General features: G+C 41.9%; 30 protein-coding genes and 7 tRNA genes (1 of these 37 only partly in view). 36 read left to right on the top strand and 1 reads right to left on the bottom strand.

Translation table 11 applies throughout. The features are described from left to right. The 13 genes from V3C97_RS06095 to rpoC all read left to right on the top strand — a co-directional run. Nucleotides 1-6: transfer RNA gene (locus V3C97_RS06095), tRNA-Leu, on the top strand (it extends 76 nt beyond the left edge of the window). Nucleotides 7-17: 11 nt separating this feature from the next. Further along, nucleotides 18-90: transfer RNA gene (locus tag V3C97_RS06090), tRNA-Thr, on the top strand. A 4-nt stretch (nucleotides 91-94) separates the two neighbouring features. Beyond that, nucleotides 95-166, top strand: a tRNA-Gly gene (locus tag V3C97_RS06085). Between the two features lie 26 nt (nucleotides 167-192). Next, nucleotides 193-278, top strand: a tRNA-Leu gene (locus V3C97_RS06080). A 38-nt stretch (nucleotides 279-316) separates the two neighbouring features. Beyond that, nucleotides 317-390, top strand: a tRNA-Arg gene (locus tag V3C97_RS06075). Between the two features lie 6 nt (nucleotides 391-396). Beyond that, a tRNA-Pro gene (locus V3C97_RS06070) sits at nucleotides 397-470 on the top strand. A gap of 49 nt (nucleotides 471-519) precedes the next feature. Beyond that, nucleotides 520-593 (top strand) — tRNA-Pro (locus tag V3C97_RS06065). A 244-nt stretch (nucleotides 594-837) separates the two neighbouring features. Further along, entirely contained in the window at nucleotides 838-1,761 is a 924-nt protein-coding gene (locus V3C97_RS06060) for an IS30 family transposase (RefSeq protein WP_003709292.1), read from the top strand. Nucleotides 1,762-1,834: 73 nt separating this feature from the next. Then, nucleotides 1,835-2,824 (top strand): hypothetical protein, encoded by a 990-nt coding sequence (locus V3C97_RS06055; protein WP_338434006.1) that lies wholly within the window; start codon nucleotides 1,835-1,837, stop codon nucleotides 2,822-2,824. 106 nt (nucleotides 2,825-2,930) lie between these two features. Beyond that, nucleotides 2,931-3,410, top strand: coding sequence for a CtsR family transcriptional regulator (locus V3C97_RS06050; RefSeq protein WP_009550887.1), 480 nt, complete (start codon nucleotides 2,931-2,933; stop codon nucleotides 3,408-3,410). A 6-nt stretch (nucleotides 3,411-3,416) separates the two neighbouring features. Beyond that, entirely contained in the window at nucleotides 3,417-5,882 is a 2,466-nt protein-coding gene (locus tag V3C97_RS06045) for an ATP-dependent Clp protease ATP-binding subunit (RefSeq protein ID WP_338434005.1), read from the top strand. Nucleotides 5,883-6,157: 275 nt separating this feature from the next. Further along, nucleotides 6,158-9,742 carry a DNA-directed RNA polymerase subunit beta gene (locus tag V3C97_RS06040; protein ID WP_155824490.1) on the top strand — a complete coding sequence of 1,195 codons (3,585 nt, stop codon included), beginning with the start codon at nucleotides 6,158-6,160 and terminating at the stop codon, nucleotides 9,740-9,742. Nucleotides 9,743-9,776: 34 nt separating this feature from the next. Then, nucleotides 9,777-13,442, top strand: a complete 3,666-nt coding sequence (gene rpoC, locus V3C97_RS06035) for a DNA-directed RNA polymerase subunit beta' (protein ID WP_009550881.1) — start codon at nucleotides 9,777-9,779, stop codon at nucleotides 13,440-13,442. 60 nt (nucleotides 13,443-13,502) lie between these two features. On the opposite strand, the gene V3C97_RS06030 is transcribed toward rpoC, so the two are convergent. Continuing rightward, nucleotides 13,503-14,201: a prepilin peptidase gene (locus tag V3C97_RS06030; protein WP_338434004.1), complete on the bottom strand. Its 699-nt coding sequence runs from the start codon at nucleotides 14,199-14,201 to the stop codon at nucleotides 13,503-13,505. A gap of 274 nt (nucleotides 14,202-14,475) precedes the next feature. Here V3C97_RS06030 and rpsL point away from each other — a divergent pair, with 274 nt between their 5' ends. From rpsL to rpmD, 23 genes are all read left to right on the top strand, one after another. Then, entirely contained in the window at nucleotides 14,476-14,889 is a 414-nt protein-coding gene (rpsL, locus tag V3C97_RS06025; protein WP_009550877.1) for a 30S ribosomal protein S12, read from the top strand. Nucleotides 14,890-14,904: 15 nt separating this feature from the next. After that, nucleotides 14,905-15,375 (top strand): 30S ribosomal protein S7, encoded by a 471-nt coding sequence (gene rpsG, locus V3C97_RS06020; RefSeq protein WP_009550875.1) that lies wholly within the window; start codon nucleotides 14,905-14,907, stop codon nucleotides 15,373-15,375. A 109-nt stretch (nucleotides 15,376-15,484) separates the two neighbouring features. Further along, nucleotides 15,485-17,578: an elongation factor G gene (gene fusA / locus V3C97_RS06015; protein WP_009550873.1), complete on the top strand. Its 2,094-nt coding sequence runs from the start codon at nucleotides 15,485-15,487 to the stop codon at nucleotides 17,576-17,578. 319 nt (nucleotides 17,579-17,897) lie between these two features. Beyond that, a complete protein-coding gene (rpsJ, locus tag V3C97_RS06010) occupies nucleotides 17,898-18,206 on the top strand; it encodes a 30S ribosomal protein S10 (protein WP_009550871.1) in 309 nt (102 codons plus the stop codon). Between the two features lie 43 nt (nucleotides 18,207-18,249). Continuing rightward, the gene (rplC, locus tag V3C97_RS06005; RefSeq protein WP_009550869.1) at nucleotides 18,250-18,873 is read left to right on the top strand and encodes a 50S ribosomal protein L3; all 624 of its coding nucleotides are present in this window, start codon (nucleotides 18,250-18,252) and stop codon (nucleotides 18,871-18,873) included. Nucleotides 18,874-18,893: 20 nt separating this feature from the next. Further along, nucleotides 18,894-19,517, top strand: coding sequence for a 50S ribosomal protein L4 (rplD, locus tag V3C97_RS06000; protein WP_027826551.1), 624 nt, complete (start codon nucleotides 18,894-18,896; stop codon nucleotides 19,515-19,517). Further along, entirely contained in the window at nucleotides 19,517-19,804 is a 288-nt protein-coding gene (gene rplW, locus V3C97_RS05995) for a 50S ribosomal protein L23 (RefSeq protein ID WP_027826552.1), read from the top strand. Before rplD ends, rplW begins: the two co-directional genes overlap by 1 nt. Nucleotides 19,805-19,828: 24 nt before the next feature. Beyond that, nucleotides 19,829-20,662 (top strand): 50S ribosomal protein L2, encoded by an 834-nt coding sequence (gene rplB / locus V3C97_RS05990; protein WP_009550862.1) that lies wholly within the window; start codon nucleotides 19,829-19,831, stop codon nucleotides 20,660-20,662. A 54-nt stretch (nucleotides 20,663-20,716) separates the two neighbouring features. Continuing rightward, a complete protein-coding gene (gene rpsS, locus V3C97_RS05985; protein WP_009550860.1) occupies nucleotides 20,717-20,995 on the top strand; it encodes a 30S ribosomal protein S19 in 279 nt (92 codons plus the stop codon). 19 nt (nucleotides 20,996-21,014) lie between these two features. Further along, nucleotides 21,015-21,362, top strand: coding sequence for a 50S ribosomal protein L22 (rplV, locus tag V3C97_RS05980; RefSeq protein WP_009550858.1), 348 nt, complete (start codon nucleotides 21,015-21,017; stop codon nucleotides 21,360-21,362). A 13-nt stretch (nucleotides 21,363-21,375) separates the two neighbouring features. Next, complete coding sequence (gene rpsC / locus V3C97_RS05975) at nucleotides 21,376-22,032, top strand: 30S ribosomal protein S3 (RefSeq protein ID WP_027826554.1); 657 nt, start codon at nucleotides 21,376-21,378, stop codon at nucleotides 22,030-22,032. Between the two features lie 3 nt (nucleotides 22,033-22,035). Further along, entirely contained in the window at nucleotides 22,036-22,467 is a 432-nt protein-coding gene (gene rplP, locus V3C97_RS05970) for a 50S ribosomal protein L16 (RefSeq protein ID WP_009550854.1), read from the top strand. Beyond that, complete coding sequence (gene rpmC, locus V3C97_RS05965; RefSeq protein WP_009550852.1) at nucleotides 22,460-22,654, top strand: 50S ribosomal protein L29; 195 nt, start codon at nucleotides 22,460-22,462, stop codon at nucleotides 22,652-22,654. The genes rplP and rpmC overlap by 8 nt, the downstream gene beginning before the upstream one ends. Before the next feature lie 27 nt (nucleotides 22,655-22,681). Next, a complete protein-coding gene (gene rpsQ / locus V3C97_RS05960; protein WP_009550851.1) occupies nucleotides 22,682-22,945 on the top strand; it encodes a 30S ribosomal protein S17 in 264 nt (87 codons plus the stop codon). 70 nt (nucleotides 22,946-23,015) lie between these two features. Then, on the top strand, nucleotides 23,016-23,384 hold the full coding sequence (gene rplN / locus V3C97_RS05955) for a 50S ribosomal protein L14 (protein WP_027826555.1): 369 nt from the start codon (nucleotides 23,016-23,018) through the stop codon (nucleotides 23,382-23,384). Nucleotides 23,385-23,420: 36 nt separating this feature from the next. Beyond that, nucleotides 23,421-23,726, top strand: coding sequence for a 50S ribosomal protein L24 (gene rplX / locus V3C97_RS05950; RefSeq protein ID WP_009550844.1), 306 nt, complete (start codon nucleotides 23,421-23,423; stop codon nucleotides 23,724-23,726). Between the two features lie 27 nt (nucleotides 23,727-23,753). Continuing rightward, a complete protein-coding gene (gene rplE, locus V3C97_RS05945) occupies nucleotides 23,754-24,293 on the top strand; it encodes a 50S ribosomal protein L5 (RefSeq protein ID WP_009550842.1) in 540 nt (179 codons plus the stop codon). Nucleotides 24,294-24,307: 14 nt separating this feature from the next. After that, complete coding sequence (locus V3C97_RS05940; protein ID WP_009550840.1) at nucleotides 24,308-24,493, top strand: type Z 30S ribosomal protein S14; 186 nt, start codon at nucleotides 24,308-24,310, stop codon at nucleotides 24,491-24,493. Between the two features lie 37 nt (nucleotides 24,494-24,530). Beyond that, a complete protein-coding gene (rpsH, locus tag V3C97_RS05935; protein ID WP_009550838.1) occupies nucleotides 24,531-24,923 on the top strand; it encodes a 30S ribosomal protein S8 in 393 nt (130 codons plus the stop codon). Nucleotides 24,924-24,954: 31 nt separating this feature from the next. After that, nucleotides 24,955-25,491: a 50S ribosomal protein L6 gene (gene rplF, locus V3C97_RS05930; RefSeq protein WP_009550837.1), complete on the top strand. Its 537-nt coding sequence runs from the start codon at nucleotides 24,955-24,957 to the stop codon at nucleotides 25,489-25,491. 36 nt (nucleotides 25,492-25,527) lie between these two features. Next, nucleotides 25,528-25,893 (top strand): 50S ribosomal protein L18, encoded by a 366-nt coding sequence (gene rplR / locus V3C97_RS05925; protein ID WP_027826557.1) that lies wholly within the window; start codon nucleotides 25,528-25,530, stop codon nucleotides 25,891-25,893. Between the two features lie 21 nt (nucleotides 25,894-25,914). Then, entirely contained in the window at nucleotides 25,915-26,415 is a 501-nt protein-coding gene (gene rpsE, locus V3C97_RS05920; RefSeq protein ID WP_009550833.1) for a 30S ribosomal protein S5, read from the top strand. 14 nt (nucleotides 26,416-26,429) lie between these two features. Beyond that, nucleotides 26,430-26,612, top strand: a complete 183-nt coding sequence (gene rpmD / locus V3C97_RS05915; protein WP_009550831.1) for a 50S ribosomal protein L30 — start codon at nucleotides 26,430-26,432, stop codon at nucleotides 26,610-26,612. Nucleotides 26,613-26,634: the final 22 nt, after the last annotated feature.

Here is a 26,634-nt window from a genome sequence, read left to right as displayed (position 1 = left end):
CCCGCATTTTTATTTACGCCGACTTAGCTCAGTTGGCAGAGCACCTGTCTTGTAAACAGGGGGTCGGAGGTTCGAACCCTCTAGTCGGCATGATGCGGAAATAGTTCAGAGGTAGAACATCACCTTGCCATGGTGGGGGTCGCGGGTTCGAATCCCGTTTTCCGCTTGTATTTATTAATTTAATACACTCCTGCCGGGGTGGCGGAACTGGCAGACGCACAGGACTTAAAATCCTGCGGTAAGTGATTACCGTACCGGTTCGATTCCGGTCCTCGGCATTGTAGCGTAAGCTACACGACATTATTAATAGTAAAATGCACCCATAGCGCAACTGGATAGAGTGTCTGACTACGAATCAGAAGGTTGCAGGTTCGACTCCTGCTGGGTGCACTTTTTCGGGAAATAGCTCAGCTTGGTAGAGCACCTGGTTTGGGACCAGGGGGTCGCAGGTTCGAATCCTGTTTTCCCGATTTTTTTTGTTTATTTATTTAAATTTAAAGAGTATAATAGCACTGTTAGCGGGAATTAGCTCAGCTTGGTAGAGCGCTTCGTTCGGGACGAAGAGGTCGCAAGTTCGAATCTTGTATTCCCGATTATCAGCAAGTTAATTTTTTAGATTAAACGTATTTGTCTTAGGACTATAGTCTGAAGATGATACGTTTTTTTATTACATGGGATACTTTACAGAATCAGGACGTTAAGTAGCTGTTGATGACAATTAATAAGTTATAATTATGGCAGATTGTAAAATTTAAGTTGAACATTTTAGTGGACAGAAAAACCCATAAAGGTCTTTAATGGTGTCGTTACAACATTCCATTAGAAAGAAGGACCTTTATGGGCACCACTATCTTATCATTTTCAGACCGCATTGTCATCGAAACGCTTCGTCATGAAAAGCGATCTCTTCGATATATCGCTGATTACCTGGGCTTTAGTAAGACTACTATCTTTAATGAAATTCACCGGTTAAAGGGTGAATACCATGCGACTAGTGCGCAAGCCGACCACGAAACTAAACTTAGTTATCGTGGTCGTAAATGCTCATTAACGGCTAACCTCAAGCGACTAATCGAAGACAAGATCAAGATTCAGAAATGGTCAATTGAACAAGTAGCCCATGTGGTTAGGATCGCCTACAAGACTATCTATAACTGGGTCGATCAAGGACTTCTAGATATTCGGATGACTGATTTACCTGACCATGGTATTCGTCGTAAGCGTGCTAAAGAAACCCGTGGGACTTTCAGTCATGGTCGTTCGATTGAAGATCGTCCAGCTGAAGCTTCTGATCGTAATATTGCAGGCCATTTTGAAGCTGATACAGTTTTATCTGGCAAGCGCAAAGGTCAAGCAGTAGCCACGTTTGTCGAACGCAAGAGTCGCCTTACTATCGTTAAACGGCTTGGTGGACGAGATAGCACTTCAATGACTAAGGCTATCCTTGAGTTAGCTAATCAATTAGGAACTAATCTCAAGACACTGACGGTTGATCACGGGAAAGAGTTCGCCAACTACCAATCAATTGAGAAAAATACCGGCGTGCCGTTGTACTTTGCCCATGCTTATTCTCCGCATGAACGTGGTAGTAATGAGAATCGTAATCGAGTGTTACGGCGATTTATTCCTAAGGGTCAGCCAATTGAAGAGATTAGTGATGATGAATTGATTCAGATTAACTGGTATCTGAATTCACGGCCACTCAAATGTTTGAACTGGCGAACTCCAATTGAGATCTTTTTGCTTAATCTGCGTCATTAAATTTGTTCAAGTTATTTATTGCAATCTACCTTATTAATAAGAGAAGGTTAATTAGTGGAGGAAGGTGAAATACATGATTAAGAAGAAACATGGACAAAGTAAAAAGATAAATAGATGGCTTATTGGAGGCATTTTACTGTTGTTTCTTGGTGGTGGGTTAGGCTGGAAATGGTACAGTCAGCAAAAAAATTCTGCACCACGGATTGAAAAAATCACTATAAAAAAAGCTAAGCGGAAAAGACAAAGCTCAGCTAAAAAGAAAAGTTCATCTGAAAGTAAAAAAGAAATTGTAACGTTGACCTATAATGGAGTTTCACCAGCACAGACGGTTCTGGCTATTGCTTACTATGGCGAAAGTTACAGCGGACAAGATGCGTGGCAGAATCTATTTAGCAATGACGGAAGTCTAAATTTAACACAAAGAGAGTATGCTGACCACCTCAGTGTTCCAGGGCGAGGACGAAGTTGGCTTCTTCAGCCAGCTGGAACAGCCGACAAGGTAGTTGCTGCCTACACTGTTGGCGCTGATGGCAACGTGGCATTTTATAGTATTGATCCGCAATCGCAGCAGGAATACAGCCCATTTATGCAGGTTAACTTACGTAAAATTATTATGACAGTTAATAAGCATGGAAAATCTCAGGCAGTTATTGATAAAGCACAAAATTTAGTAATAAAAACGGTTGCTAAACAGACTACTACAACGGACAAAACCTACTCAAATGAAGAATACGAACTGATGGCTTACATGCAATTAGTAATTGATAATGGGGATGGAGATGAAAAAAACGCTGATACTGTGCAGAATTTGGAACAGGCAGTAGATTATATGCATTGGCAAAAACAGGATGGGGGACACAGTATTGATGCTGGGGCTCATGCTACAACTATGCGGGTCCAAGGTGATCAAGTATATGTGACCTATGACACGCTTGAAGGTGATCATATGGGAATAGCTAATGGGCATAAAACTTATTCGAAGGCAGAGCTGGTACGTAATTTTGGCGAGTATTCGCAACAGATAAAGAATATTTTAAGTAAGATACACCGAGTAGATAACTAAATTTAGAAGAGTTTAATCGCTGGATTAAATTCTTTTATTTGTCTGAAAAGTTACGTATAATTAATGTCAAAGTTAGTCAAACTGTTTTTAAAGAAGGGTAGATCTTATGCAAGGAAGAAATATTTCTGATATAATCGAAAATTATTTAAAAAGCATCTTATCAGATAATAATCAAATCGAGATCAAACGTTCGCAAATTGCAGATAGGTTTGATGTAGTCCCTTCGCAAATTAATTACGTGATTAAGACCCGGTTTACTACTCAAGAAGGGTACATTGTAGAGAGTAAACGTGGCGGTGGTGGCTATATTCGTATCGAAAAAGTTAACTTACTCGATAATACGGACTTCTTGGATACGTTGATTGCATCAATTGGTGATCGTTTATCTGATAGTAAGGCTTTTAATATTATTCAGAGTCTGTATGAGGATAAAGTGATGACAGAAAAAGAGGCTAACATTGTTTTAGCCACAATTGACAAGCGAACGTTGAACTTTGGTGACAAGTACTTAGAAGAAAAAGTACGTGCACATATTATGATTGGGGTACTTAATCGGCTCCGATATGACTTAAAAAATGGGAAGTGACGATAAATGACAGAAAACTATACCCCAAGTGCCAAGCGGGTGCTGGTTATTGCTCAGTCAGAGGCTAAACATTTCAAACACCAGGCAGTAGGAACAGAGCACCTGTTATTGGCACTAACAACGGTTGATAACTCAGTAGCTGGTAAAGCACTTAAGCAGTTTTCACTTTTTCCATTAGATATTAGGGAAGAAATTGAATACATTGTCAACTATGGTAATTTAGACCGTTCCCAAAGGTATGATTATTTACCGTATTCACCTAAAGCTAAGCTTATCTTGGATGAAGCACAAAGATTGCAGCGGTTAATTGGGGCACCAGCTGTGGGAACGGAACATATTTTATTGGCATTGTTAGCTGATCAAGATAATATTGCACGACGAATTTTAACAGACTTAAATGTTGATCCTAATGTCTTGACCAGAACAATTAACAAAATGATCGGGGTAAATGGGGCGCAATTACAACGAAAACAACGCCAAATGAACCGTAATAAAGAACAAGGAACGCCAACTTTAAATGAGCTCGCACGCGATTTAACTAAAACAGCAGCAGAAGGGCAAGTTGATCCAGTGGTTGGTCGTGAGCGGGAAATCCGCCGCCTAACACAAATTTTAAGTCGTCGGACCAAAAACAACCCCGTTTTACTAGGGGATCCTGGTGTAGGAAAAACAGCTATTGTTGAAGGACTTGCTACTAAACTAGCCCAAAATGAAGTTCCAGAGAACCTACAGAATAAACGTCTAATGATGTTAGATATGGGATCGTTAGTCGCTGGAACTAAATATCGTGGTGAGTTTGAAAATCGTCTTAAAAAAATCATCGAAGAAATACAACGTGATCGGAATGTTATTCTTTTTATCGATGAAATGCATACAATCATTGGAGCCGGAGGTGCAGAGGGGGCAATTGATGCAGCCAATATTTTAAAACCTGCATTAGCCCGGGGCGAGGTTCAAATCATTGGGGCCACAACATTAGATGAGTATCAAAAATATGTTGAATCAGACTCTGCATTAGAACGCCGCTTTGCAACGATTACAGTCGAAGCTCCTACTCCTGATCAGACAGTAAAGATTCTTCAGGGATTGCGCCCACGGTACGAACAACACCACCAAGTGCAATTATCTGATGAAGCACTTGTTGCTGCGGTAAAATTGAGTGATCGGTATATTACCAATCGCTATTTACCTGATAAAGCAATCGACTTGATGGATGAAGCAGCAGCCAGAGTTCGAATTGACAAGAATGACAAGAAGTCACGCTTGTCTCAGGTTAATGATGAAATTGCTTCATTAGCCAAACAAATTCAATCCGCTTTGATTGCAGGTGATTTTAATCAAGCGGCAGTTCTTCGCAAACAAAAACAGGCCCAGGATAAAAAGGCGACAACATTAACTAAGCGCCAAGCAACGATGACCACAAAGGGTGAGTTTACAGCTAAAGTTAGCTCTGAAGATGTTGCGCGGGTAGTTGCTGATTGGACTGGTGTTCCGGTAACGCAGATAAATAAGAATGAAGGAGAACGCTTAATTAATTTGGAAGAAACACTTCATCGCCAAGTTGTTGGGCAAGACGAGGCGGTTGTTGCTGTAGCAAAGGCAATTCGGCGTGCTCGAAGTGGACTAGGTGATCCTAATCGCCCTATTGGTTCATTTATGTTTCTAGGACCTACCGGTGTAGGAAAAACAGAATTGGCCAAAGCTTTAGCGCAAGCAGTATTTGGATCGGAAGATAGTATGATCCGGATCGATATGAGTGAATACATGGAGAAATACTCGGTCAGTCGCTTAGTGGGATCCCCTCCTGGTTATGTTGGTTATGATGAAGGGGGGCAATTGACGGAAAAAGTGCGGCAGCATCCATATTCAGTCGTCTTGCTTGATGAAGTAGAAAAAGCCCATCCTGATGTCTTTAATTTGCTATTACAAGTTTTAGATGATGGCTATTTGACAGATTCAAAGGGGCGTAAGGTCAATTTCCAAAATACAATCATAATTATGACATCTAATCTCGGAGCCACTGCATTACGTGATGAGAAGACTGTGGGCTTTGGTAAAAAAGAATTGGCTGATGACTATCAAGCAATGAGTAAAAAAATTCGGGAAACATTGAAACAAACGTATCGGCCAGAATTTCTAAACCGAATTGATGATATTGTTATTTTCCATGCATTACACCAAAAGGAACTACATCAGATTGTCCGGCTATTAGCACAGAAATTAGTTCAACGATTAGCAGATCAAGGAATCAAGCTAAAAATTACTCCGGCAGCTATTGATGTTGTGGCTCAGAAAGGATTTAATCCGCAATATGGTGCTCGACCATTACGGCGGGCGTTACAGACTGAAATCGAAGATCGGTTAAGTGATGAACTTTTGCGAGGACATGTTGCACAAGGAGATCAACTTACAGTTGGAGCTTCTAAGGGTAAGATTACAGTCACAGTTAAAGAATTAGCAACAACTAAATAGGGCACAAAAAACACGGTTCGAATACCGTGTTTTTTGTATTGACAAACTTTTTTGTTCTCGCTATAATAAACAAATGCAAAAACTGTGAATTTAACGGCTGTCATGATCTATTGTCCATGATAGTTGCTATAAAGAAGCAAAAATAGAGGGTTAAAGGTTCTTTTACCAGTTCTATTTTTGGTTTTTTTTTGCCAAAAAAAGGGAAAAAAGCGCCAATATCAGCATTTGTAACAAAAATGTAATATTGGTTGGCATTCACAGAATATTTTCGAGAGGTGAACAACTTGGCAGGACATTTAGTAAAATACGGCAAGCACCGTACTCGGAGAAGTTATGCGCGGATTAAAGAAGTACTTGATCTGCCTAACTTGATCGAGATTCAAACTGATTCCTATAACTGGTTCTTGGATGAAGGATTACGTGAAATGTTCAACGACATTATGCCGATTGAAGATTTCCAAGGCAATCTTTCTTTAGAATTCGTTGATTACCGGTTACTTGAACCAAAGTATACGGTTGAAGAAGCACGGGAACACGATGCAAACTATTCTGCTCCATTACATGTTACTTTAAGACTTACTAACCATGAAACTGGGGAAATCAAGTCCCAAGATGTATTCTTTGGTGATTTCCCATTGATGACAAAACAAGGAACTTTCATTATCAACGGTGCTGAACGTGTTATTGTTTCCCAATTGGTTCGTTCGCCAGGTGTCTACTTTAATTCAGAAGTTGACAAGAATGGACGGACAACATTTGGAACAACAGTTATCCCTAACCGTGGGGCATGGCTGGAATACGAAACAGATGCCAAGGATATTTCCTATGTTCGGATTGATCGAACACGTAAGTTGCCAATGTCTGAATTAGTTCGGGCTTTGGGTTATGGCTCCGATAGTGAAATCATCAATATGCTTGGTGATAGTGAAAGCCTGATGCTTACTTTGGAAAAGGATGTTCATAAGGATACTAATGATTCACGGGTTGAAGAATCATTAAAGGATATTTACGAACGGTTACGTCCTGGTGAACCAAAGACTGCTGAATCTGCTCGTAACTTGTTAACAGCTCGTTTCTTTGATCCAAAGCGTTATGATTTGGCGCCAGTGGGACGTTATAAGATCAATAAGAAGTTAGATCTTAAGACGCGCTTGTTGAACACAACATTAGCTGAAACGTTGGCTGATCCTGATACTGGTGAAATCATTGCTCGTGAAGGCGATGTAATCACTAAGCAAGTGATGGATAAGTTAGCACCATATTTAAAGCGTGATGACTTTAAGACAGTTACCTTTACACCTTCTGAAGAAGGTGTTGTTCAAGAACCAATGACTTTACAAATCATTAAGGTTCTATCACCAGTGGATCCTGACCGTGTAATTAATGTAATCGGTAATGGAAACATTGATCTTAAGTTTAAACACATTACTCCAGCTGATATCATTGCATCAATGAACTATTTCTTGAATTTACAAGAAAACTTAGGTTCAACTGATGATATTGACCACTTGGGGAACCGTCGGATTCGCTCTGTGGGTGAATTATTGCAAAACCAATTCCGAATTGGTTTATCACGGATGGAACGGGTTGTACGGGAACGGATGTCAATCCAAGATACATCTACAATTACGCCACAACAGTTAATCAATATTCGTCCGGTTGTAGCTTCTGTGAAGGAATTCTTTGGTTCTTCACAGTTATCACAGTTCATGGATCAAACTAACCCATTGGGTGAATTGACACATAAGCGCCGTCTATCAGCCTTAGGTCCTGGCGGTTTGACTCGTGATCGTGCGGGTTATGAAGTGCGGGACGTGCACTATACGCATTATGGTCGGATGTGTCCAATTGAAACACCTGAAGGTCCTAACATCGGTTTGATTAACAGTTTGTCTTCCTATGCACGGGTTAACAAGTATGGATTCATTGAAACCCCATACCGGCGTGTTTCTTGGACAACTCATAAAGTTACTGATAAGATTGACTACTTAACTGCCGATGAAGAAGATAACTATATCATTGCTCAGGCTAACTCTCCGTTAAATGATGATGGTTCATTCGTTGATGATGAAGTTATGGCACGTCATAAAGATGATGACGTTGAAATTTCAATTGAAAAAGTTGACTACATGGACGTTTCTCCTAAGCAAGTAGTTGCGGTTGCCACAGCATGTATTCCATTCTTGGAAAACGATGACTCCAACCGTGCCTTGATGGGGGCTAACATGCAGCGGCAAGCTGTTCCGTTGATTCATCCACATGCACCACTTGTTGGTACAGGGATTGAATACAAGGCAGCCCATGACTCTGGGGTGGCATTGTTATCCAAGTATGCAGGGACTGTTGAATATGTAGATGCACGAGAAATCCGTGTTCGGCGTGACGATGGCTCACTTGACAAGTACAAGTTGATGAAGTTCCGTCGTTCTAATGGTGGTAAGAACTATAACCAAACACCGATTGTTCGTGTGGGTGAAAAAGTTGAAGCTGACGAAGTTCTTGCAGATGGCCCAGCAATGGAAGAAGGGGAATTAGCCCTAGGGCAAAACCCATTGATCGCCTTTATGACTTGGGACGGATACAACTTCGAAGATGCCATCGCAATCAATGAACGATTAGTTAAGGAAGATGTTTATACGTCCATCCATATCGAATCATACGAATCTGAAGCACGTGACACTAAGTTAGGACCTGAAGAAATGACACGGGAAATTCCTAATGTTGGTGAAGATGCACTGAAGGATTTGGATGAATTCGGGATTATCCGGGTTGGTGCCGAAGTACAAGATGGCGATATCTTAGTTGGTAAAGTTACACCAAAGGGTATGACAGAATTATCCGCTGAAGAACGACTCTTACACGCAATCTTTGGTGAAAAGGCACGCGAAGTACGGGATACTTCCCTCCGTGTTCCACACGGTGGTGGCGGTATTATTCAAGATGTTAAGGTCTTCACCCGTGAAAATGGTGATGAATTGGCACCTGGTGTCAACATGATGGTTCGTGTCTACATTGCTCAAAAGCGTAAGATCCAAGTTGGGGATAAGATGGCTGGTCGTCACGGTAACAAAGGGACTGTTTCCATTGTTATTCCAGAAGAAGATATGCCATTTATGCCAGATGGTACGCCAATTGACATCATGCTTTCTCCAATGGGTGTGCCTTCCCGTATGAACATTGGGCAGGTGTTGGAACTCCACTTAGGCTTTGCTGCACGTAAATTAGGAATTCACATTGCAACGCCTGTTTTTGACGGTGCTACCGATGATGACATCTGGGATGCACTTAAAGAAGCCGGCTTGCCATCTGATGGTAAGTCTGTGTTGTATGATGGTCGGACGGGTGAACCATTTGATAATCGGATTGCCGTTGGTGTTATGTACTACCTGAAGTTGGCACACATGGTCGATGATAAGATTCACTCACGTTCAATTGGACCATACTCCTTGGTTACACAACAACCACTTGGTGGTAAGGCACAATTTGGTGGTCAGCGTTTCGGGGAAATGGAAGTTTGGGCCCTTGAAGCATATGGGGCAGCATATACTCTCCAAGAAATCTTAACTTACAAGTCAGATGATGTTGTGGGTCGTGTTCAAACTTACGAAGCCATCGTCAAGGGTGAACCAATTCCTAAACCAGGTGTACCTGAATCCTTCCGCGTGCTTGTAAAAGAATTACAAGCTTTAGGATTGGATATGAAGGTTCTTGATGCTGATAAGAACGACATTGACCTCCGTGAAATGGAAAGCGACGATGATGAAGTAATTAACGTCGATGCATTGAGCAAGGTTGCCAAAGAAGAAGCGGACAAACGAGCTGCTAAAGAAAAGGCACAAGAAGAACAGTCTGAAAAGTAATTAAAAGCAAAATATTGAAAGGGAGGTCGGTCCTTTGATCGATGTCAATAAATTCGATAGTATGCAAATTGGTTTGGCTTCATCTGATAAGATCCGTCAATGGTCTTATGGTGAAGTAAAGAAACCTGAAACTATCAACTATCGTACATTGAAACCAGAACGCGACGGTTTGTTCGATGAACGTATTTTCGGACCATCAAAAGATTGGGAATGTGCTTGCGGTAAATACAAGCGTATCCGGTATAAGGGTGTGGTCTGCGACCGTTGTGGTGTCGAAGTAACTAAGGCTAAGGTACGGCGTGAACGGATGGGGCACATCGAACTTGCTGCACCTGTAACTCACATTTGGTACTTCAAGGGTATTCCAAGTCGGATGGGACTTGTTTTAGATATGAGTCCTCGTGCTTTGGAAGAAATCATTTATTTTGCTTCCTATGTTGTTACTGATCCAGGCGACACAGCTTTGGAAAAGAAGCAACTCTTAACTGAAAGAGAATACCGTGAAAAACGAGACCAATATGGTCAAGGATTCAAGGCTAGCATGGGTGCCGATGCAATTCGGACATTGTTACGTGATGTTGACCTTGAAAAAGAATGTGCTGAACTGAAAGAAGAATTACGTGAAGCTACCGGTCAAAAGAGAACACGGGCAGTACGGCGTCTGGATATCTTGGAAGCCTTCTTAACTTCCGGAAACAAACCGGAATGGATGGTTATGGATACTATCCCAGTTATTCCACCAGATTTGCGGCCAATGGTTCAACTTGAAGGTGGACGCTTCGCTACTTCTGACTTGAATGATTTATACCGGCGGGTAATTAACCGTAACAACCGTCTCAAGCGGTTATTGGATTTACATGCACCTGGTATTATTGTTCAAAATGAAAAGCGGATGCTGCAAGAAGCAGTGGATGCTTTGATCGATAACGGTCGCCGTGGTCGTCCAGTTACTGGTCCAGGTAACCGCCCACTTAAGTCCTTGTCACACATGCTCAAGGGTAAGCAAGGACGTTTCCGTCAAAACCTGTTAGGGAAGCGTGTTGACTATTCTGGTCGTTCCGTTATCGACGTTGGACCTAAGTTGCGTTTGACACAAATGGGGTTGCCACACGAAATGGCCTTAGAATTGTTCAAGCCATTTGTAATGCGGGAACTAGTTAAACGGGATATGGCTTCTAACATTAAGAATGCTAAACGTAAGATTGATCGCCGCGATGAAGACATCTGGGATGTTGTGGAAGATGTCATCAAGGAACACCCAGTTCTCTTGAACCGGGCACCTACGTTGCACCGTTTAGGGATTCAGGCGTTCGAACCAGTATTAGTATCTGGTAAATCTATGCGGTTGCACCCATTAGTATGTACGGCTTACAATGCCGACTTTGATGGGGACCAAATGGCCATTCACGTGCCATTATCTGCTGAAGCACAAGCTGAATCACGGTTACTGATGCTGGCTGCACACCACATCTTGGCACCTAAGGATGGTAAGCCTATCATTTCTCCATCACAGGATATGACGATTGGTAACTACTACTTATCAATTGAAGAAGCTAACCGTGAAGGCGAAGGGATGATCTTTAAGGACATCAATGAAATTCGGACTGCTTACCAAAATGGTTATGTTCACTTGCACACACGTGTTGGTTTGCAAACTGATTGCTTAGTTGCACAAGGTAAGCCATTCTCTGATTGGCAAAAAGATCGGATCCTGGTAACGACTGTTGGTAAGGTATTCTTTAATGAAATTCTTCCTGAAGATTTCATTTATTTAAATGAACCAACACAAGAAAACTTAACTAAGGCAACACCAGATAAGTATTTCTTGGAACCAGGACAGGATATTCATGCTTTCTTGGCTGCTCAAGAATTAGTAGCACCATTCAAGTCTGGTTTCTTGGCAGATATCATCGCTGAAGTTTATAAGGAATACAAAGTTACTGCAACTGCAGAACTGTTGGACCGGATGAAAGACTTAGGTTACTATGAATCAACTAAGTCTGGTTTGACGGTGGGAATTGCTGATATTACTGACTTGAAAGAAAAGCCAGAAATTATTGCCAATGCTCGGCATAAGGTTGAACAAGTTGCTAAGCAGTTCCGTCGTGGTTTGATTACAGACGACGAACGTTACAATCGGGTTATCTCAATTTGGAACAATGCTAAGGATGAAATTCAAGCTAAACTGGTTGAAGACGTCGATCCAAGCAACCCAATTCAAATGATGAGTGACTCCGGTGCCCGTGGTAACATTTCTAACTTTACTCAGTTATCTGGGATGCGTGGTTTGATGGCTGCTCCTAACGGTAAGACTATGGAATTGCCAATCTTGTCTAACTTCCGTGAAGGTCTTTCTGTTTTGGAAATGTTCATTTCTACACACGGTGCTCGTAAAGGGATGACGGATACAGCCTTGAAGACTGCCGATTCTGGTTACTTGACACGGCGTTTAGTTGATGTGGCTCAAGATGTCATTGTTCGTGAATTTGATTGTCATACTGATCGTGGCCTGGAAGTATCTGCTATTATGGAAGGTAACCAAATGGTTGAACCTCTGTATGACCGGATCTTGGGTCGGTATGCGATGAAGACAGTTAAGAACCCTGAAACAGGTGAAGTCATCGTTCCTGCTGATACAATGATGAACGAAAAGTTAGCTCAAGCTGTGATCGATGCGGGTGTCAAGACAGTTACTATCCGTTCCGTCTTCACTTGCAATACTCGTCACGGAGTTTGTGTGAAGTGCTACGGTCGTAACATGGCTACTGGAGATACGGTTGAAGTTGGTGAAGCAGTTGGTACTGTTGCCGCTCAATCAATCGGTGAACCAGGTACTCAGTTAACCATGCGTAACTTCCACCAAGGTGGGGTTGCCGGTGGCGATGATATCACGCAAGGGCTTCCTCGTGTTCAAGAAATTTTTGAAGCACGGAATCCTAAGGGGCGTGCTACAATCACTGAAGTTACAGGTGTGGTCGATTCAATCGAAGAAAATCCAGCTGAAAGAACTAAGGAAATTACAATCAGTGGTAAGACTGATACTCGGACTTACAACTTACCTTACACTGCTGTGCTTAGCGTTGCTGAAGGTGATGAAGTAGTTCGGGGGCAAGCATTGACTATTGGGTCTGTGGATCCTAAGGAATTAATCAAGGTCCGTGATGTGTTGACAACTGAAAACTACATCTTGCGGGAAATCCAAAAGGTTTACCGGATGCAAGGGGTGGATATCTCTGATAAGCACGTCGAAGTTATGGCTCGACAAATGTTGCGCAAGGTTCGGGTTATGGATCCTGGCGAAACAGACCTCTTGCCAGGTATCTTGATGGATATCGATCAATTCAAGGATCAAAATGCTAAGACAGTTATCAGTGGTGGTGTTCCTGCCACTGCACGTCCTGTTCTGTTAGGGATCACTAAGGCATCCTTGGAAACTAATAGTTTCTTGTCTGCTGCTTCCTTCCAGGAAACAACTCGTGTCTTGACTGATGCTGCTATTCGCGGTAAGAATGATCCATTAGTTGGATTGAAAGAAAATGTTATCATTGGTAAGATCATTCCTGCTGGTACAGGGATGAAGAAGTACCGTGATATTCAACCAGAAGAAGTAGGTGCTGTTTCTAAGAGCGTTTACTCAATTGCTGATGTTGAAGCTGGTAACATTCCAACTGATTTCAATTTGTCTTCTGATAACAACTAATTAATTGAAAATAGGAGTTTGCACTAAGTGCAAACTCCTGTTTTTTATGGATTTATAAATTTAATAAAACGGAAAAAAGAGTAATAGAATAAAATTTCCGGGGAAAAAGCAAGGGAAGAATGCGAGAGATTTTTTATCGTCCTCAATAAACAAATAATAGAGTAGTCCGCAACCACTGGCTAGCAAGAGATTTAAGCAGGTTAAAGTACTCCCCCACGTTAAAATCCAGAAAAGGATAAGTAAAAAATCCGCCCAGCCAAGAAGCTGACTGAGACAGCAACTAGTGAGAATCAAAATAAGGATAATTGCCGGTTGGTCTGGAAAAGAAAAATGGTGACAAAAACAAAAGCTGTAGAGGATTAATATTAGTAGTCCACTCCCAAAAAGAAAAAAGGAGACAGCTTGTTCATAATAGTCTTCAAATAAAAGGATATTAGCCCAAGTGAAATAAGCGATTAAAACCATAGCTTGATCAAGGGGAAAAATGTAAGTGATAATTGAACAGTAGATTCCTGCTAGAAATTCAAGGATTCCTTTCCAGATTGAGGGATGATAATGACATTGGGCGCAACTTGGCCCCCAGATGCTGCCCCAAACAGGAATCAATTGCTGAAAACTTAGTGGGGATTGACAATTGTCACAAATAGAACGATGCTGATGAGTTAAATTATTATTTTGCGCTAGGCGCCAGCCAAGGCACTGACTAAATGAGCATAAGCAAGTGCCAAGAGTAAAGAAGATTAAGTAATAAATGAACAAATTAATTCCTCCTTTACAAGATAGGTACGAAAAATAATCGGAAGTTAACATTAAAAAAGTGTTTGACAGGGAATGAAATAAAGTGTTAACCTATTGAAGGTGCTTTTATGTGAACAGTTCTTCTGGGCAACCAGAATCGTGCTGGCTGTGAGCAAAGTTAGCACACAATTTCGTACGTCTTGGACGTCTTTTTTAAACCCAAAAAAAGAAACTCCTGGATGTGTGTACTTAAATCATAATTTTAATCGGAAAATAGGAAGGAGGAACTCTTTAGATGCCTACAATCAACCAATTAATTCGGAAGGGTCGTAAGTCTAAAAGTTCAAAATCTGACTCCCCAGCTTTAAACTTTGGGTATAACAGTCACAAGAAAGTTACAACTAAGAATCCTGCTCCACAAAAGCGTGGGGTTGCTACTCGTGTCGGCACAATGACACCTAAGAAGCCTAACTCAGCTTTACGTAAATATGCTCGTGTACGCTTGTCCAACCTGATTGAAGTTACTGCTTACATTCCAGGTATTGGCCACAACTTACAAGAACACAGTGTTGTACTTATCCGTGGTGGTCGTGTAAAGGACTTACCTGGGGTTCGTTACCACGTTATCCGTGGTGCGCTTGATACTGCTGGTGTAGAAGGCCGTATGCAAAGCCGTTCCAAGTACGGTGCTAAGAAGCCTAAGAAATAAGAGGAGGTAATATAGATGCCAAGAAAAGGTGCTGTCGCAAAACGTGACGTTTTACCAGACCCAATGTACAATTCAAAATTGGTTACACGCCTCATCAACAACTTAATGATCGATGGTAAGCGTGGTAACGCATCAAAGATCCTTTACAAGGCCTTTGAAATTATTAAAGAACAAACTGGCAATGAACCATTGGATGTGTTTGAAGAAGCTATGAAGAACATTATGCCTGTTCTTGAAGTTAAGGCACGTCGTGTTGGTGGTTCTAACTACCAAGTTCCTATTGAAGTACGTCCAGAACGTCGTACTACTTTAGGTTTACGCTGGTTAGTAAGCTACGCTCGTTTACGTGGCGAACACACTATGCCAGAACGTTTAGCTAAGGAAATCATGGATGCTGCCAACAACACTGGTGCATCTGTTAAGAAGCGTGAAGATACGCACAAGATGGCCGAAGCTAACCGTGCATTTGCTCACTATCGCTGGTAATATTTTGCATTGGCTATTATATGATTTCATAGGCAAATCCTATAGTAGCCTTTTTTTGAAGCTAACCAATAAAAGGTTTTCTTAATTTTAGGAAGGAGAGAAACTCTCAATGGCAAACAAACGTGAATTCTCATTGGAAAAGACACGTAACATCGGTATCGTTGCCCACATCGACGCTGGTAAAACAACGACTACTGAACGGATTCTTTACTATACTGGTAAGATCCACAAGATCGGTGAAACTCACGACGGTGCTTCCCAAATGGACTGGATGGAGCAAGAACAAGAACGTGGTATCACTATCACTTCTGCAGCTACTACAGCTCAATGGAAAGATCACCGGATTAACATCATCGATACCCCAGGGCACGTTGACTTTACTATCGAAGTTGAACGTTCCTTGCGTGTTCTTGATGGTGCCGTAGTTGTTTTGGATGCTCAATCAGGGGTAGAACCACAAACTGAAAACGTATGGCGCCAAGCTACTACTTACGGTGTTCCAAGAATTGTGTTTGTTAACAAGATGGATAAGATCGGGGCTAACTTCGACTATTCTGTAAGCACAATCAAGGAACGTTTGCAAGCAAATCCATTGCCAGTTCAAATGCCAATTGGTGCTGAAGATAACTTCGAAGGTGTCATTGACTTGATCGAAATGAAGGCTGACCTTTATGACGAAGATGAATTAGGTTCTAAGTGGGATGTTGTTGATATTCCAGAAGACTACAAGGAAGAAGCTGCATCACGTCGTGACGAAATGATTGAAGCTTTGGCTGATGTTGATGAAGACATCATGGACAAGTACCTTGAAGGTGAAGAAATCAGCAACGACGAAATTAGGGCTGCTATCCGTAAAGCTACTTTGAACTTAGATGTATTCCCTGTTTTTGCAGGTTCTGCCTTCAAGAACAAGGGTGTGCAAATGATGTTGGACGGTGTTAACGACTACTTGCCATCACCATTAGATGTTAAGCCATACAAGGCAACTAACCCTGATACAAACGAAGAAGTTGACTTGATTGCTGATGACAGTGCTCCATTTGCTGGTTTGGCCTTCAAGATTGCAACTGACCCATTCGTAGGTCGTTTGACATTCTTCCGTGTATACACTGGTACCTTGGAAGCTGGTTCATACGTATTGAACGCATCTAAGGGCAAGCGTGAACGTGTAGGTCGTTTATTGCAAATGCACTCTAACCACCGTAACGAAATCCCAGAAGTATTCTCTGGTGATATCGCTGCCGCTATCGGGTTGAAGAACACTACAACTGGTGACTCATTAACTGATCCAAAGAACCCATTGATTCTTGAATCTATGGAATTCCCAGAACCAGTTATCCAAGTTTCTGTTGAACCTAAGTCCAAGGCTGACCAAGATAAGATGGACGTTGCTTTACAAAAGTTAGCTGAAGAAGATCCATCCTTCCGTGCAGAAACTAACCCTGAAACTGGTGAAACTTTGATCGCCGGGATGGGTGAGTTGCACTTGGATATCATCGTTGACCGGATGAAGCGTGAATTCAACGTTGAAGCTACTGTCGGTGCACCTCAAGTTGCTTACCGTGAAACATTCACTAAGCAAGTTAGTGCCCAAGGTAAGTTCGTTCGTCAGTCTGGTGGTAAGGGTCAATACGGTGACGTTTGGGTAGAATTTACTCCAAACGAAGAAGGCAAGGGCTTCGAATTCGAAGATGCAATTGTCGGTGGTGTTGTTCCTCGTGAATACATTCCTTCAGTTGAAGAAGGTTTGAAAGAAGCTATGTCTAACGGTGTCTTGGCTGGTTATCCATTGATCGACGTTAAGGCTAAGTTATATGATGGTAGTTACCACGAAGTCGACTCCTCAGAAGCTGCCTTCAAAGTTGCTGCATCCTTAGCATTGAAGAATGCTGCTAAGAAGGCTGGCGCTGTGATCCTTGAACCAATTATGAAGGTTGAAATCATCGCTCCTGAAGACAACTTGGGTGATGTTATGGGTCACGTTACTGCTCGTCGTGGTCGTGTTGAAGGTATGGCAGCACGTGGTAATACACAAGTTGTTAAAGCCTTTGTTCCACTTTCTGAAATGTTCGGTTACGCAACTACATTGCGTTCTGCAACACAAGGTCGTGGTACTTTCACAATGACTATGGATCACTACGAAGCTGTTCCTAAGTCAATCCAAGAAGAAATCATCAAGAAGAACGGCGGCGACGCAGAATAATTCGTCTATAATGATTTAATTGGAAAAGTAAAGATCGAGATGTATTGAAACTGCATCTCGGTCTTTTTTTATTTAACTAAATAAAGTGGTAATTATTGAAAAGGCATTCAATGAATTTCGTTGAAAAAAGCCCTTGATTTCAAGAATTGAATGTATTATTATAGTTAAGTGCTTGTTCAAGGGACAAGTATGTACTTAGTTGTTTTAATTAAGCTATGATGTAGAAGGTTGCGACACGCCCGGACGCTTTGCCACGAACGTGGCGGTAATTTCTACGGAGCTAGTCTTATTTTTTAAAATAGACGAAGGAGGGAATAACATGGCAAAACAAAAGATTCGTATTCGTTTAAAGGCATACGAACACCGCATTTTAGATCAATCCGCAGACAAGATTGTGGAAACAGCAAAGAGAACAGGTGCTGAAATTTCAGGTCCTATTCCATTGCCAACAGAACGGACAGTGTACACTGTTATCCGTTCCCCACACAAGTACAAGGATTCACGTGAACAGTTCGAAATGCGGACTCACAAGCGTTTGATTGACATTGTCAACCCAACACCAAAGACAGTCGACTCATTAATGAAGCTCGACTTACCATCAGGTGTTGACATCGAAATCAAGCTATAATTTACGAAATACAAATTACTATTAAATATATGGAGGTGTACTCATGACCACAAAAGGAATCTTAGGAAAAAAGGTAGGTATGACGCAAGTCTTTACTGAAGCTGGTGAATTGGTTCCTGTAACTGTTGTTAAGGTTGATGCTAACGTTGTTATGCAAGTTAAGACCATGGAAAACGATGGTTACGAAGCTATCCAATTAGGTTTCGAAGATCAACGTCCAGTTGCAGCTAACAAACCTGCCAAAGGTCATGCAGATAAAGCAAAAACTGCTCCTAAGCGCTTCGTTCGTGAAATCCGCGATGTTGAGCTAGGAGAATACAACGTCGGAGATGAAATCAAGGCTGATATTTTCGAAGCCGGTGAATTCGTGGATGTCACAGGTACATCTAAAGGTCATGGTTTCGCAGGTTCAATCAAGCGGAACAACCAACAACGTGGTCCTATGGCACACGGTTCTCGTTACCACCGTCGTCCTGGTTCAATGGGTTCAATCATTAACCGGGTATTCAAGGGTAAGTTATTACCAGGTCGGATGGGTAACAAGACTGTTACTATTCAAAATCTCGAAGTTGTTAAAGCTGACACTGAAAACGGCGTACTTTTGATCAAGGGTAATGTTCCAGGCGCAAACAAGTCTTACGTTACTATCAAGAGTACAGTTAAATAATAAGGAAGGGAGGAAATAACATGCCAACAGTTGCATTATTCAAACAAGACGGTAGCAAAAATGGTGACGTTCAATTGAACGACGGTATTTTTGGTATCGAACCAAACAACAATGTTGTATTTGACGCAGTGTTGATGCAACGTGCATCTTTACGTCAAGGTACACATGATGTTAAGAATAGAAGCGAAGTTCGTGGTGGCGGTCGTAAGCCATGGCGTCAAAAGGGTACTGGTCGTGCTCGTCAAGGTTCTATTCGTTCACCACAATGGGTTGGTGGTGGTGTCGTATTTGGCCCAACACCTCGCTCATACAGTTACAAGCTTCCTCGCAAAGTTCGTCGCTTGGCTATCAAGTCCGTCCTTTCTCAAAAGGTTATTGACGAAAGCTTAGTAGTTGTTGATCAATTACAATTTGAACAACCAAAGACTAAGGAATTTGCACAAGTTTTAGCTAACTTAAACGTTAACGAAAAGGTATTAGTAGTTCTTGAAGATGACAACAAGGTTGCTGCATTAGCTGCACGTAACCTAGCAAACGTTACTGTTATCCCTGCTAAGGGCTTAAACGTTTTAGACGTTATCAATAACGACAAGATGGTCATCACTCAAGGAGCTCTTTCTCAAGTAGAGGAGGTTCTTGCATAATGGAATCACGCGATATTATTTTACGCCCTATCATCACTGAAGCTTCAATGGCAAGCTTAGATGATAAGCGTTATACATTCGAAGTTGACCCACGTGCAACTAAGACACAAGTTAAGCTTGCTGTTGAAGACATCTTTGATGTTAAAGTTGCTAAGGTTAACATTATGAACGTAAAAGGCAAAAAGAAGCGTATGGGCCAATATGTTGGTTACAGAAAAGACCGGCGTAAGGCTATCGTTACTTTGACTGCCGATTCTAAAGAAATCAAATTATTCGACGAAGAATAAATCTATATATAGGAGGGAATCACAGTGGGGATCAAAAAGTTTAAACCTACATCAAATGGTCGCCGTAATATGACTGGACTTGACTATGCTGAAATCACTAAGTCCAAGCCAGAAAAGTCCTTGCTTGCTTCTAAAGCAAAGACAGCTGGACGTAACGCATACGGCCACATCACTGTTCGTCATCGTGGCGGTGGCAACAAGCGCCAATACCGTATCATCGACTTCAAGCGGATCAAAGATGATGTTCCAGCAACTGTAAAGGCCATTGAATATGATCCAAACCGTTCCGCAAACATTGCGCTGCTTGTTTACGCAGACGGTGTTAAGTCTTACATTATCGCACCAAAGGGCCTCGAAGTAGGTCAAGTTGTTGAATCTGGTGTAGATGCCGACATCAAGGTTGGTAATGCATTGCCATTAGCTAACATTCCTGTTGGTACTGTTATTCACAACGTAGAATTAAAGCCTGGTAAGGGTGGTCAGTTAGCTCGTTCAGCTGGTACTTCTGCTCAATTACTTGGTAAGGAAGGCAAGTATGCTATCGTTCGTTTGACTTCTGGTGAAGTACGGATGATCCTCTTATCATGCCGGGCAACTGTCGGTGTTGTTGGTAATGAACAACACGAATTGATCAACATTGGTAAAGCTGGTCGTAACCGTTGGTTAGGCAAGCGTCCACAATCTCGTGGTTCTGTAATGAACCCTAACGATCACCCACACGGTGGTGGTGAAGGTAAGGCCCCTGTTGGTCGTCCAAGTCCATTATCCCCATGGGGTAAGAAGACTGTTGGTAAGAAGACACGTAAGAAGAAGAACAGATCAAACAAATTCATCGTTCGTAACCGTAAAAAGAAATAGTCACCGTGCATTAGCTGCATAGCGTGACTCATAATCCGAAGGGAGGATTACACTTTGAGTCGTAGTTTGAAAAAAGGACCTTTCGCAGATGAACATCTGTTAAAGAAGATCAAGGCACAAGCTGATCAAGAAAAGAAGTCTGTTATCAAGACATGGTCACGTCGTTCAACGATCTTCCCAAGCTTCATTGGCTACACAATCGCAGTATATGATGGACGGAAGCACGTTCCAGTTTATATTCAAGAAGATATGGTAGGCCACAAGTTGGGTGAATTCGTTCCAACACGTACTTTCCATGGTCATGCTAGTGATGACAAGAAGACTGGAAAATAGATAAGGGAGGATAATATAGATGGCTGAACAAGTAACATCGGCAAGAGCAACTGCTCGCACAGTTCGCATTCCTGCACGTAAAGCTCGTCTTGTGATCGACCTTATTCGTGGCAAGAGCGTTGCTGAAGCAATGGGGATTTTAAAGTTCACACCTAACAAAGGTGCTTTCATCATTGAAAAAGTTTTGAAATCAGCTGTTGCAAATGCAGAAAACAATTTTGACTTAGACGCTGAAGATTTATACGTAAGCGAAGCATTTGTTAACGAAGGACCAACTCTTAAGCGGTTCCGTCCTCGTGCAAAGGGTTCTGCTTCTCCAATCAACAAGCGGACAAGCCACATTACTGTAGTTGTATCTGAAAAATAAGGAGGGATAACGCGTGGGTCAAAAAATTAATCCAACTGGTTTACGTGTAGGTATCATTCGTGACTGGGATGCAAAATGGTACGCTGAAAAAGATTTTGCTGCTAACCTTCATGAAGATCTTCGTATCCGGGAATATATCGAAAATAGATTAGCCGACGCTTCTGTTTCTACCGTTGAAATCGAACGTGCCGCAAAGCGCGTTAATATTTCAATCCATACAGCTAAGCCTGGTATGGTAATCGGTAAAGGCGGTTCTGAAGTTGAAAAGCTTCGTAAAGAATTAAATGATTTGACAGGCAAGCGAGTACACATTAACATTGTGGAAATCAAGAAGCCTGACTTAGATGCTAAGTTGGTCGGCGAAAATGTTGCTGCTCAATTAGAAAACCGGATTGCTTTCCGTCGTGCTATGAAGCAAGCAATCCAACGGACAATGCGTGCTGGTGCAAAGGGTATCAAGATTCAGACTGCAGGTCGTTTAAACGGTGCAGATATGTCCCGTGTTGAACACTTCTCTGAAGGTACTGTGCCATTGCACACATTGCGTGCGGATATTGATTACGCATGGGTTGAAGCTCACACTACTTACGGTCGGATCGGTGTTAAGACTTGGATCTACCGTGGTGAAGTTTTACCAGAAAAAAAAGATAACAGTAAGGGAGGGAAATAATCTATGTTAGTACCAAAACGTACAAAGCATCGTCACGAATTCCGTGGTCACATGCGTGGTCGCGCTAAGGGTGGCAGATCTGTTGCTTTCGGTGAATATGGTTTAGTTGCACTTGAATCACACTGGATCACAAACCGTCAAATTGAAGCTGCGCGTATTGCGATGACTCGTTACATGAAGCGTGGCGGGAAGGTTTGGATTAAGATTTTCCCTCATAAGACTTATTCCGATAAGCCAATTGGCGTCCGGATGGGTTCAGGTAAAGGTGCTCCTGCTGGTTGGGTAGCTCCAGTTAAGCGCGAAAAGGTATTGTTTGAAATTGCCGGCGTTTCTGAAGAAGTTGCTCGTGAAGCTTTCCGTTTGGCTTCTCACAAGCTCCCAATCAAGACTAAGTTTGTAAAACGTGGGGAAGTAGGTGGCGAATCAAATGACTAATAAGGAAATTACTGAATTAACCACTGCTGAAATGCTTGAAAAAGAAAAGCAATTCAAAGATGAATTATTTAACTTACGCTTCCAATTAGCAACTGGTCAGTTGGAAAACACTGCTCGCTTGAAGGAAGTTCGTAAGACGATCGCACGTATTAAGACTGCGCTGCGTCAACAAGAATTAAACAAATAAAGAATACGAAAAGGAGGCTAATTCCTAATGAGTGAACGTAACGAACGCAAGGTTTACCAAGGACGTGTCGTTTCTGACAAGATGGACAAAACCATCACCGTTGTTGTTGAAACATACAAGAACGATCCAGTTTACGGTAAGCGTGTTAAGTACTCTAAGAAATACAAGGCCCATGATGAAAACAACGAAGCAAAGACTGGCGACATTGTTAAGATCATGGCAACACGCCCATTGTCAGCTACAAAGCGTTTCCGTTTATTAGAAATCGTTGAAAAAGCAGTTATCATTTAAGATAGTTAACTGATAAAATTGCACTGATTCGTATTCTTATCTAATAAATTGTGAAAGGAGGACACTAACTGTGATCCAACAAGAAAGTCGTTTAAAAGTTGCTGACAACTCCGGTGCTCGTGAAATCTTAGTTATCAAGATCTTGGGCGGTTCTCGTGTAAAGACTGCTACTGTCGGTGATATCATCGTTGCTACTGTTAAACAAGCAATACCAGGGGGCGTTGTCAAAAAGGGTGACGTTGTCAAGGCTGTTGTTGTTCGTACTAAGTACGGCACACACCGTCCTGATGGCTCATACATCAAGTTTGATGAAAACGCTGCTGTAATTATTGGTGAAGATAAGTCACCTAAAGGGACACGTATCTTCGGGCCAGTTGCTCGCGAATTACGTGACGGAAACTTCATGAAGATTGTTTCCTTAGCACCTGAAGTATTATAATCAACCATCGTCTAGCAAGGAGGTGCACAGATAAAGATGTTCATTAAGAAGAATGATAAAGTCAAGGTAATCGCCGGTAAAGACAAGGGTAAGGAAGGCGAAGTATTGCAAACTTTCCCTGGTAAAGACCGTGTGATTGTTAAGGGTGTTAACGTTGTTAAGAAACACCAAAAGCCAACTAACGCTAATCCAAACGGTGGAATTATTGATGTGGAAGCACCAATCCACGTTTCAAACGTTATGTTGATCGATCCTTCTAACAATGAAGCAACTCGTGTTGGTTTCAAGGTAGAAGATGGTAAAAAGGTCCGGGTTTCTAAGAAGTCTGGCAAAACTTTATAATAAATAAGGAAGGAGGATACTTTCTTCATGAGTCGTTTAAAGGATAAATATACTAATGAAATTGTCCCATCAATGATGGAAAAATTTAACTACACATCAATCATGCAAGTGCCTAAGGTTGACAAGATCGTTATCAACATGGGTGTTGGTGATGCTGTAAATAACTCTAAGTTTTTGGATGAAGCTGTCGAAGAATTAACTCTTATCTCTGGTCAAAAGCCAGTTATCACAAGAGCTAAGAAGTCTATCGCTGGCTTCCGTCTACGTGAAGGTATGGCAATCGGTACTAAGGTTACCTTACGTGGACAACGGATGTACGAATTCTTAGACAAGTTAGTTTCTGTATCACTTCCACGTGTGCGTGACTTCCACGGTGTAAGCAAGCGTGCTTTCGATGGTCGTGGTAACTACACACTGGGTGTACGTGAACAGCTGATCTTCCCTGAAATCGATTTTGATAACGTTAATAAGGTACGGGGATTAGATATCGTTATTGTTACAACTGCTAACACAGACGAAGAATCCAAGGAATTATTAACTCAATTAGGAATGCCATTCGCCAAATAAGAGGGGGTTTCACATTGGCTAAAAAGTCACAAATTGCAAAGAATAAGCGTCCAGCAAAGTTCTCAACTCAAGAATATACTCGTTGTGAACGTTGTGGCAGACCACATTCTGTTTATCGTAAATTTAAGTTATGCCGTGTTTGCCTGCGCGAACTTGCTCACAAGGGTCAAATCCCTGGCATGAAAAAGGCTAGCTGGTAATCCACATATACTTTGATAAAAGGAGGCAAACAAGGTCATGACAGATCCAATTGCAGATTTCTTGACTCGCATTCGTAATGCAAATCAAGCAAGACTTGAATCTTTAGAAGTGCCTGCTTCAAACATGAAGAAGGCCATCGCTGAAATCCTTCAAAAAGAAGGATTTATCCGCGACGTTGAATACATTGATGACGACAAACAAGGCGTTATCCGCGTATTCCTTAAATACGGTAAGAACAACGAACGCGTAATCACTGGTCTTCGTCGTATTTCTAAGCCAGGTTTACGTTCTTACGTTAAGTCCGATGATGTACCTAAGGTTTTAAACGGTTTAGGTATTGCTATCTTGTCAACACCAGAAGGCGTGATTACTGACAAAGAAGCACGGGCAAAGCACGTTGGCGGCGAAGTGCTCGCTTACGTTTGGTAATTAATATAAACAGTAAGGAGGTGTCAATCTCGTGAGTCGTATTGGTTATAAAGTAGTTGAATTACCAGAAGGCGTTGAAGTAAAACAAGATGGTAACGTAGTTACTGTTAAGGGTCCTTTGGGTGAATTAACTCGTGAATTTTCAGATCAAATCACAATGAAGATCGAAGGCAACGAAGTTACTTTCGAACGTTCATCAGAAGATAACAAAGTTAAGGCTCTTCACGGTACTACTCGTGCAAACTTCGCCAACATGGTTGAAGGTGTTTCTAAGGGCTTTAAGAAAGAACTTGAATTGCGTGGTGTTGGTTACCGTGCAGTTAAGAAGGGTAACAAGCTTGAATTAAGTCTTGGTTACTCCCACCCAGTTTACTTTGAAGAAGAAGATGGCATTAAGCTTGAAGCTCCTTCTGCAACTTCTGTAATCGTTTCTGGGATTAACAAAGAAGAAGTTGGGGATTTCGCTGCACGGATCCGTGCTAAGCGTGCTCCAGAACCTTACAAGGGCAAGGGTGTTCGCTATGTTGGCGAATTCGTACGTCGTAAGGAAGGTAAGACTGGTAAATAATGCAGCATAACTTGCTGATCCAAATTTAATTAAGAGGTGAAAATTTTGATTTCAAAACCAGATAAGAATAAGACACGTCAACGTCGTCACGTTCGTGTTCGTGGTAAGATCTCTGGTACTGCTGAGTGCCCACGCTTAAATGTTTATCGTTCAAACAAAAACATCTACGCTCAAGTTATTGATGACGTAGCGGGTGTGACGCTAGTTAGTGCCTCTACTTTAGACAGTGAAGTTAGTGGCAACACTAAGACTGAACAAGCTGCTTCAGTTGGTGCTGTTGTTGCAAAGCGTGCTCAAGATAAGGGTATCGAACAAGTTGTATTTGACCGTGGTGGATACCTGTACCATGGACGTGTTCAAGCTTTAGCCGAAGCTGCACGTGAAAATGGTTTACAATTCTAGGAAAGGGAGGAAATAACATTTATGGCTTTTATCGATCCAACTCAATTAGAATTAGAAGATCGTGTTGTAGCAATCAACCGTGTTACTAAAGTTGTAAAAGGTGGACGTCGTCTTCGTTTTGCTGCTTTAGTTGTTGTCGGCGACCACAATGGCCACGTTGGCTTTGGTACTGGTAAAGCTCAAGAAGTTCCAGAAGCTATTCGTAAAGCTGTTGACGCTGCTCGTAAGAACTTAATCGAAGTTCCGGTTGTTGGAACTACTCTTCCTCACGAAATCATCGGTCAACACAGCGGTAGTCGCATCTTGTTGAAGCCAGCTATTGCCGGTTCTGGGGTTGCTGCTGGTGGTGCCGTACGTGCCATCATGGAACTTGCTGGTATTGACGATGTGACAAGTAAGTCATTAGGTTCAAACACACCAGTTAACGTAGTCCGTGCTACAATGGATGGTTTGTTGCGTATGAAGAGTGCAGAAGAAGTTGCCCAATTACGTGGTGTTTCTGTACAACACTTAGCTGAATAAGGAGGACAAAAATTATGGCTCAATTAAAAGTTACATTAATTCGTTCTGTCATTGGACGTCCTCAAAATCAACGCGAAATTGTTAAAGGTTTAGGCCTTGGCCGCATTAATAGTTCAGTTGTTGTTCCTGACAACGCAGCTATGCGCGGAGCAATTACAAAGATCAATCATTTAGTGGACGTTAAATTGGCTGACTAAAGTCAAGATAAGTTAATGAGGA

This window comes from Ligilactobacillus saerimneri (assembly GCF_036689625.1).
Lineage (GTDB): Bacteria > Bacillota > Bacilli > Lactobacillales > Lactobacillaceae > Ligilactobacillus > Ligilactobacillus saerimneri.
Note: the sequence above shows the minus strand (reverse complement) of the source record. Positions and strands in the feature narration are given on the sequence as shown.

What these genes read in the sequence shown, in the direction of transcription:
- V3C97_RS06060 (WP_003709292.1), top strand. Translation starts at nt 838, where the DNA reads ATGGGCACCACTATCTTATCATTTTCAGACCGCATTGTCATCGAAACG.
- V3C97_RS06055 (WP_338434006.1), top strand. Translation starts at nt 1,835, where the DNA reads ATGATTAAGAAGAAACATGGACAAAGTAAAAAGATAAATAGATGGCTT.
- V3C97_RS06050 (WP_009550887.1), top strand. Translation starts at nt 2,931, where the DNA reads ATGCAAGGAAGAAATATTTCTGATATAATCGAAAATTATTTAAAAAGC.
- V3C97_RS06045 (WP_338434005.1), top strand. Translation starts at nt 3,417, where the DNA reads ATGACAGAAAACTATACCCCAAGTGCCAAGCGGGTGCTGGTTATTGCT.
- rpsL (WP_009550877.1), top strand. Translation starts at nt 14,476, where the DNA reads ATGCCTACAATCAACCAATTAATTCGGAAGGGTCGTAAGTCTAAAAGT.
- rpsG (WP_009550875.1), top strand. Translation starts at nt 14,905, where the DNA reads ATGCCAAGAAAAGGTGCTGTCGCAAAACGTGACGTTTTACCAGACCCA.
- fusA (WP_009550873.1), top strand. Translation starts at nt 15,485, where the DNA reads ATGGCAAACAAACGTGAATTCTCATTGGAAAAGACACGTAACATCGGT.
- rpsJ (WP_009550871.1), top strand. Translation starts at nt 17,898, where the DNA reads ATGGCAAAACAAAAGATTCGTATTCGTTTAAAGGCATACGAACACCGC.
- rplC (WP_009550869.1), top strand. Translation starts at nt 18,250, where the DNA reads ATGACCACAAAAGGAATCTTAGGAAAAAAGGTAGGTATGACGCAAGTC.
- rplD (WP_027826551.1), top strand. Translation starts at nt 18,894, where the DNA reads ATGCCAACAGTTGCATTATTCAAACAAGACGGTAGCAAAAATGGTGAC.
- rplW (WP_027826552.1), top strand. Translation starts at nt 19,517, where the DNA reads ATGGAATCACGCGATATTATTTTACGCCCTATCATCACTGAAGCTTCA.
- rplV (WP_009550858.1), top strand. Translation starts at nt 21,015, where the DNA reads ATGGCTGAACAAGTAACATCGGCAAGAGCAACTGCTCGCACAGTTCGC.
- rplP (WP_009550854.1), top strand. Translation starts at nt 22,036, where the DNA reads ATGTTAGTACCAAAACGTACAAAGCATCGTCACGAATTCCGTGGTCAC.
- rpmC (WP_009550852.1), top strand. Translation starts at nt 22,460, where the DNA reads ATGACTAATAAGGAAATTACTGAATTAACCACTGCTGAAATGCTTGAA.
- rpsQ (WP_009550851.1), top strand. Translation starts at nt 22,682, where the DNA reads ATGAGTGAACGTAACGAACGCAAGGTTTACCAAGGACGTGTCGTTTCT.
- rplX (WP_009550844.1), top strand. Translation starts at nt 23,421, where the DNA reads ATGTTCATTAAGAAGAATGATAAAGTCAAGGTAATCGCCGGTAAAGAC.
- rplE (WP_009550842.1), top strand. Translation starts at nt 23,754, where the DNA reads ATGAGTCGTTTAAAGGATAAATATACTAATGAAATTGTCCCATCAATG.
- rpsH (WP_009550838.1), top strand. Translation starts at nt 24,531, where the DNA reads ATGACAGATCCAATTGCAGATTTCTTGACTCGCATTCGTAATGCAAAT.
- rpsE (WP_009550833.1), top strand. Translation starts at nt 25,915, where the DNA reads ATGGCTTTTATCGATCCAACTCAATTAGAATTAGAAGATCGTGTTGTA.
- rpmD (WP_009550831.1), top strand. Translation starts at nt 26,430, where the DNA reads ATGGCTCAATTAAAAGTTACATTAATTCGTTCTGTCATTGGACGTCCT.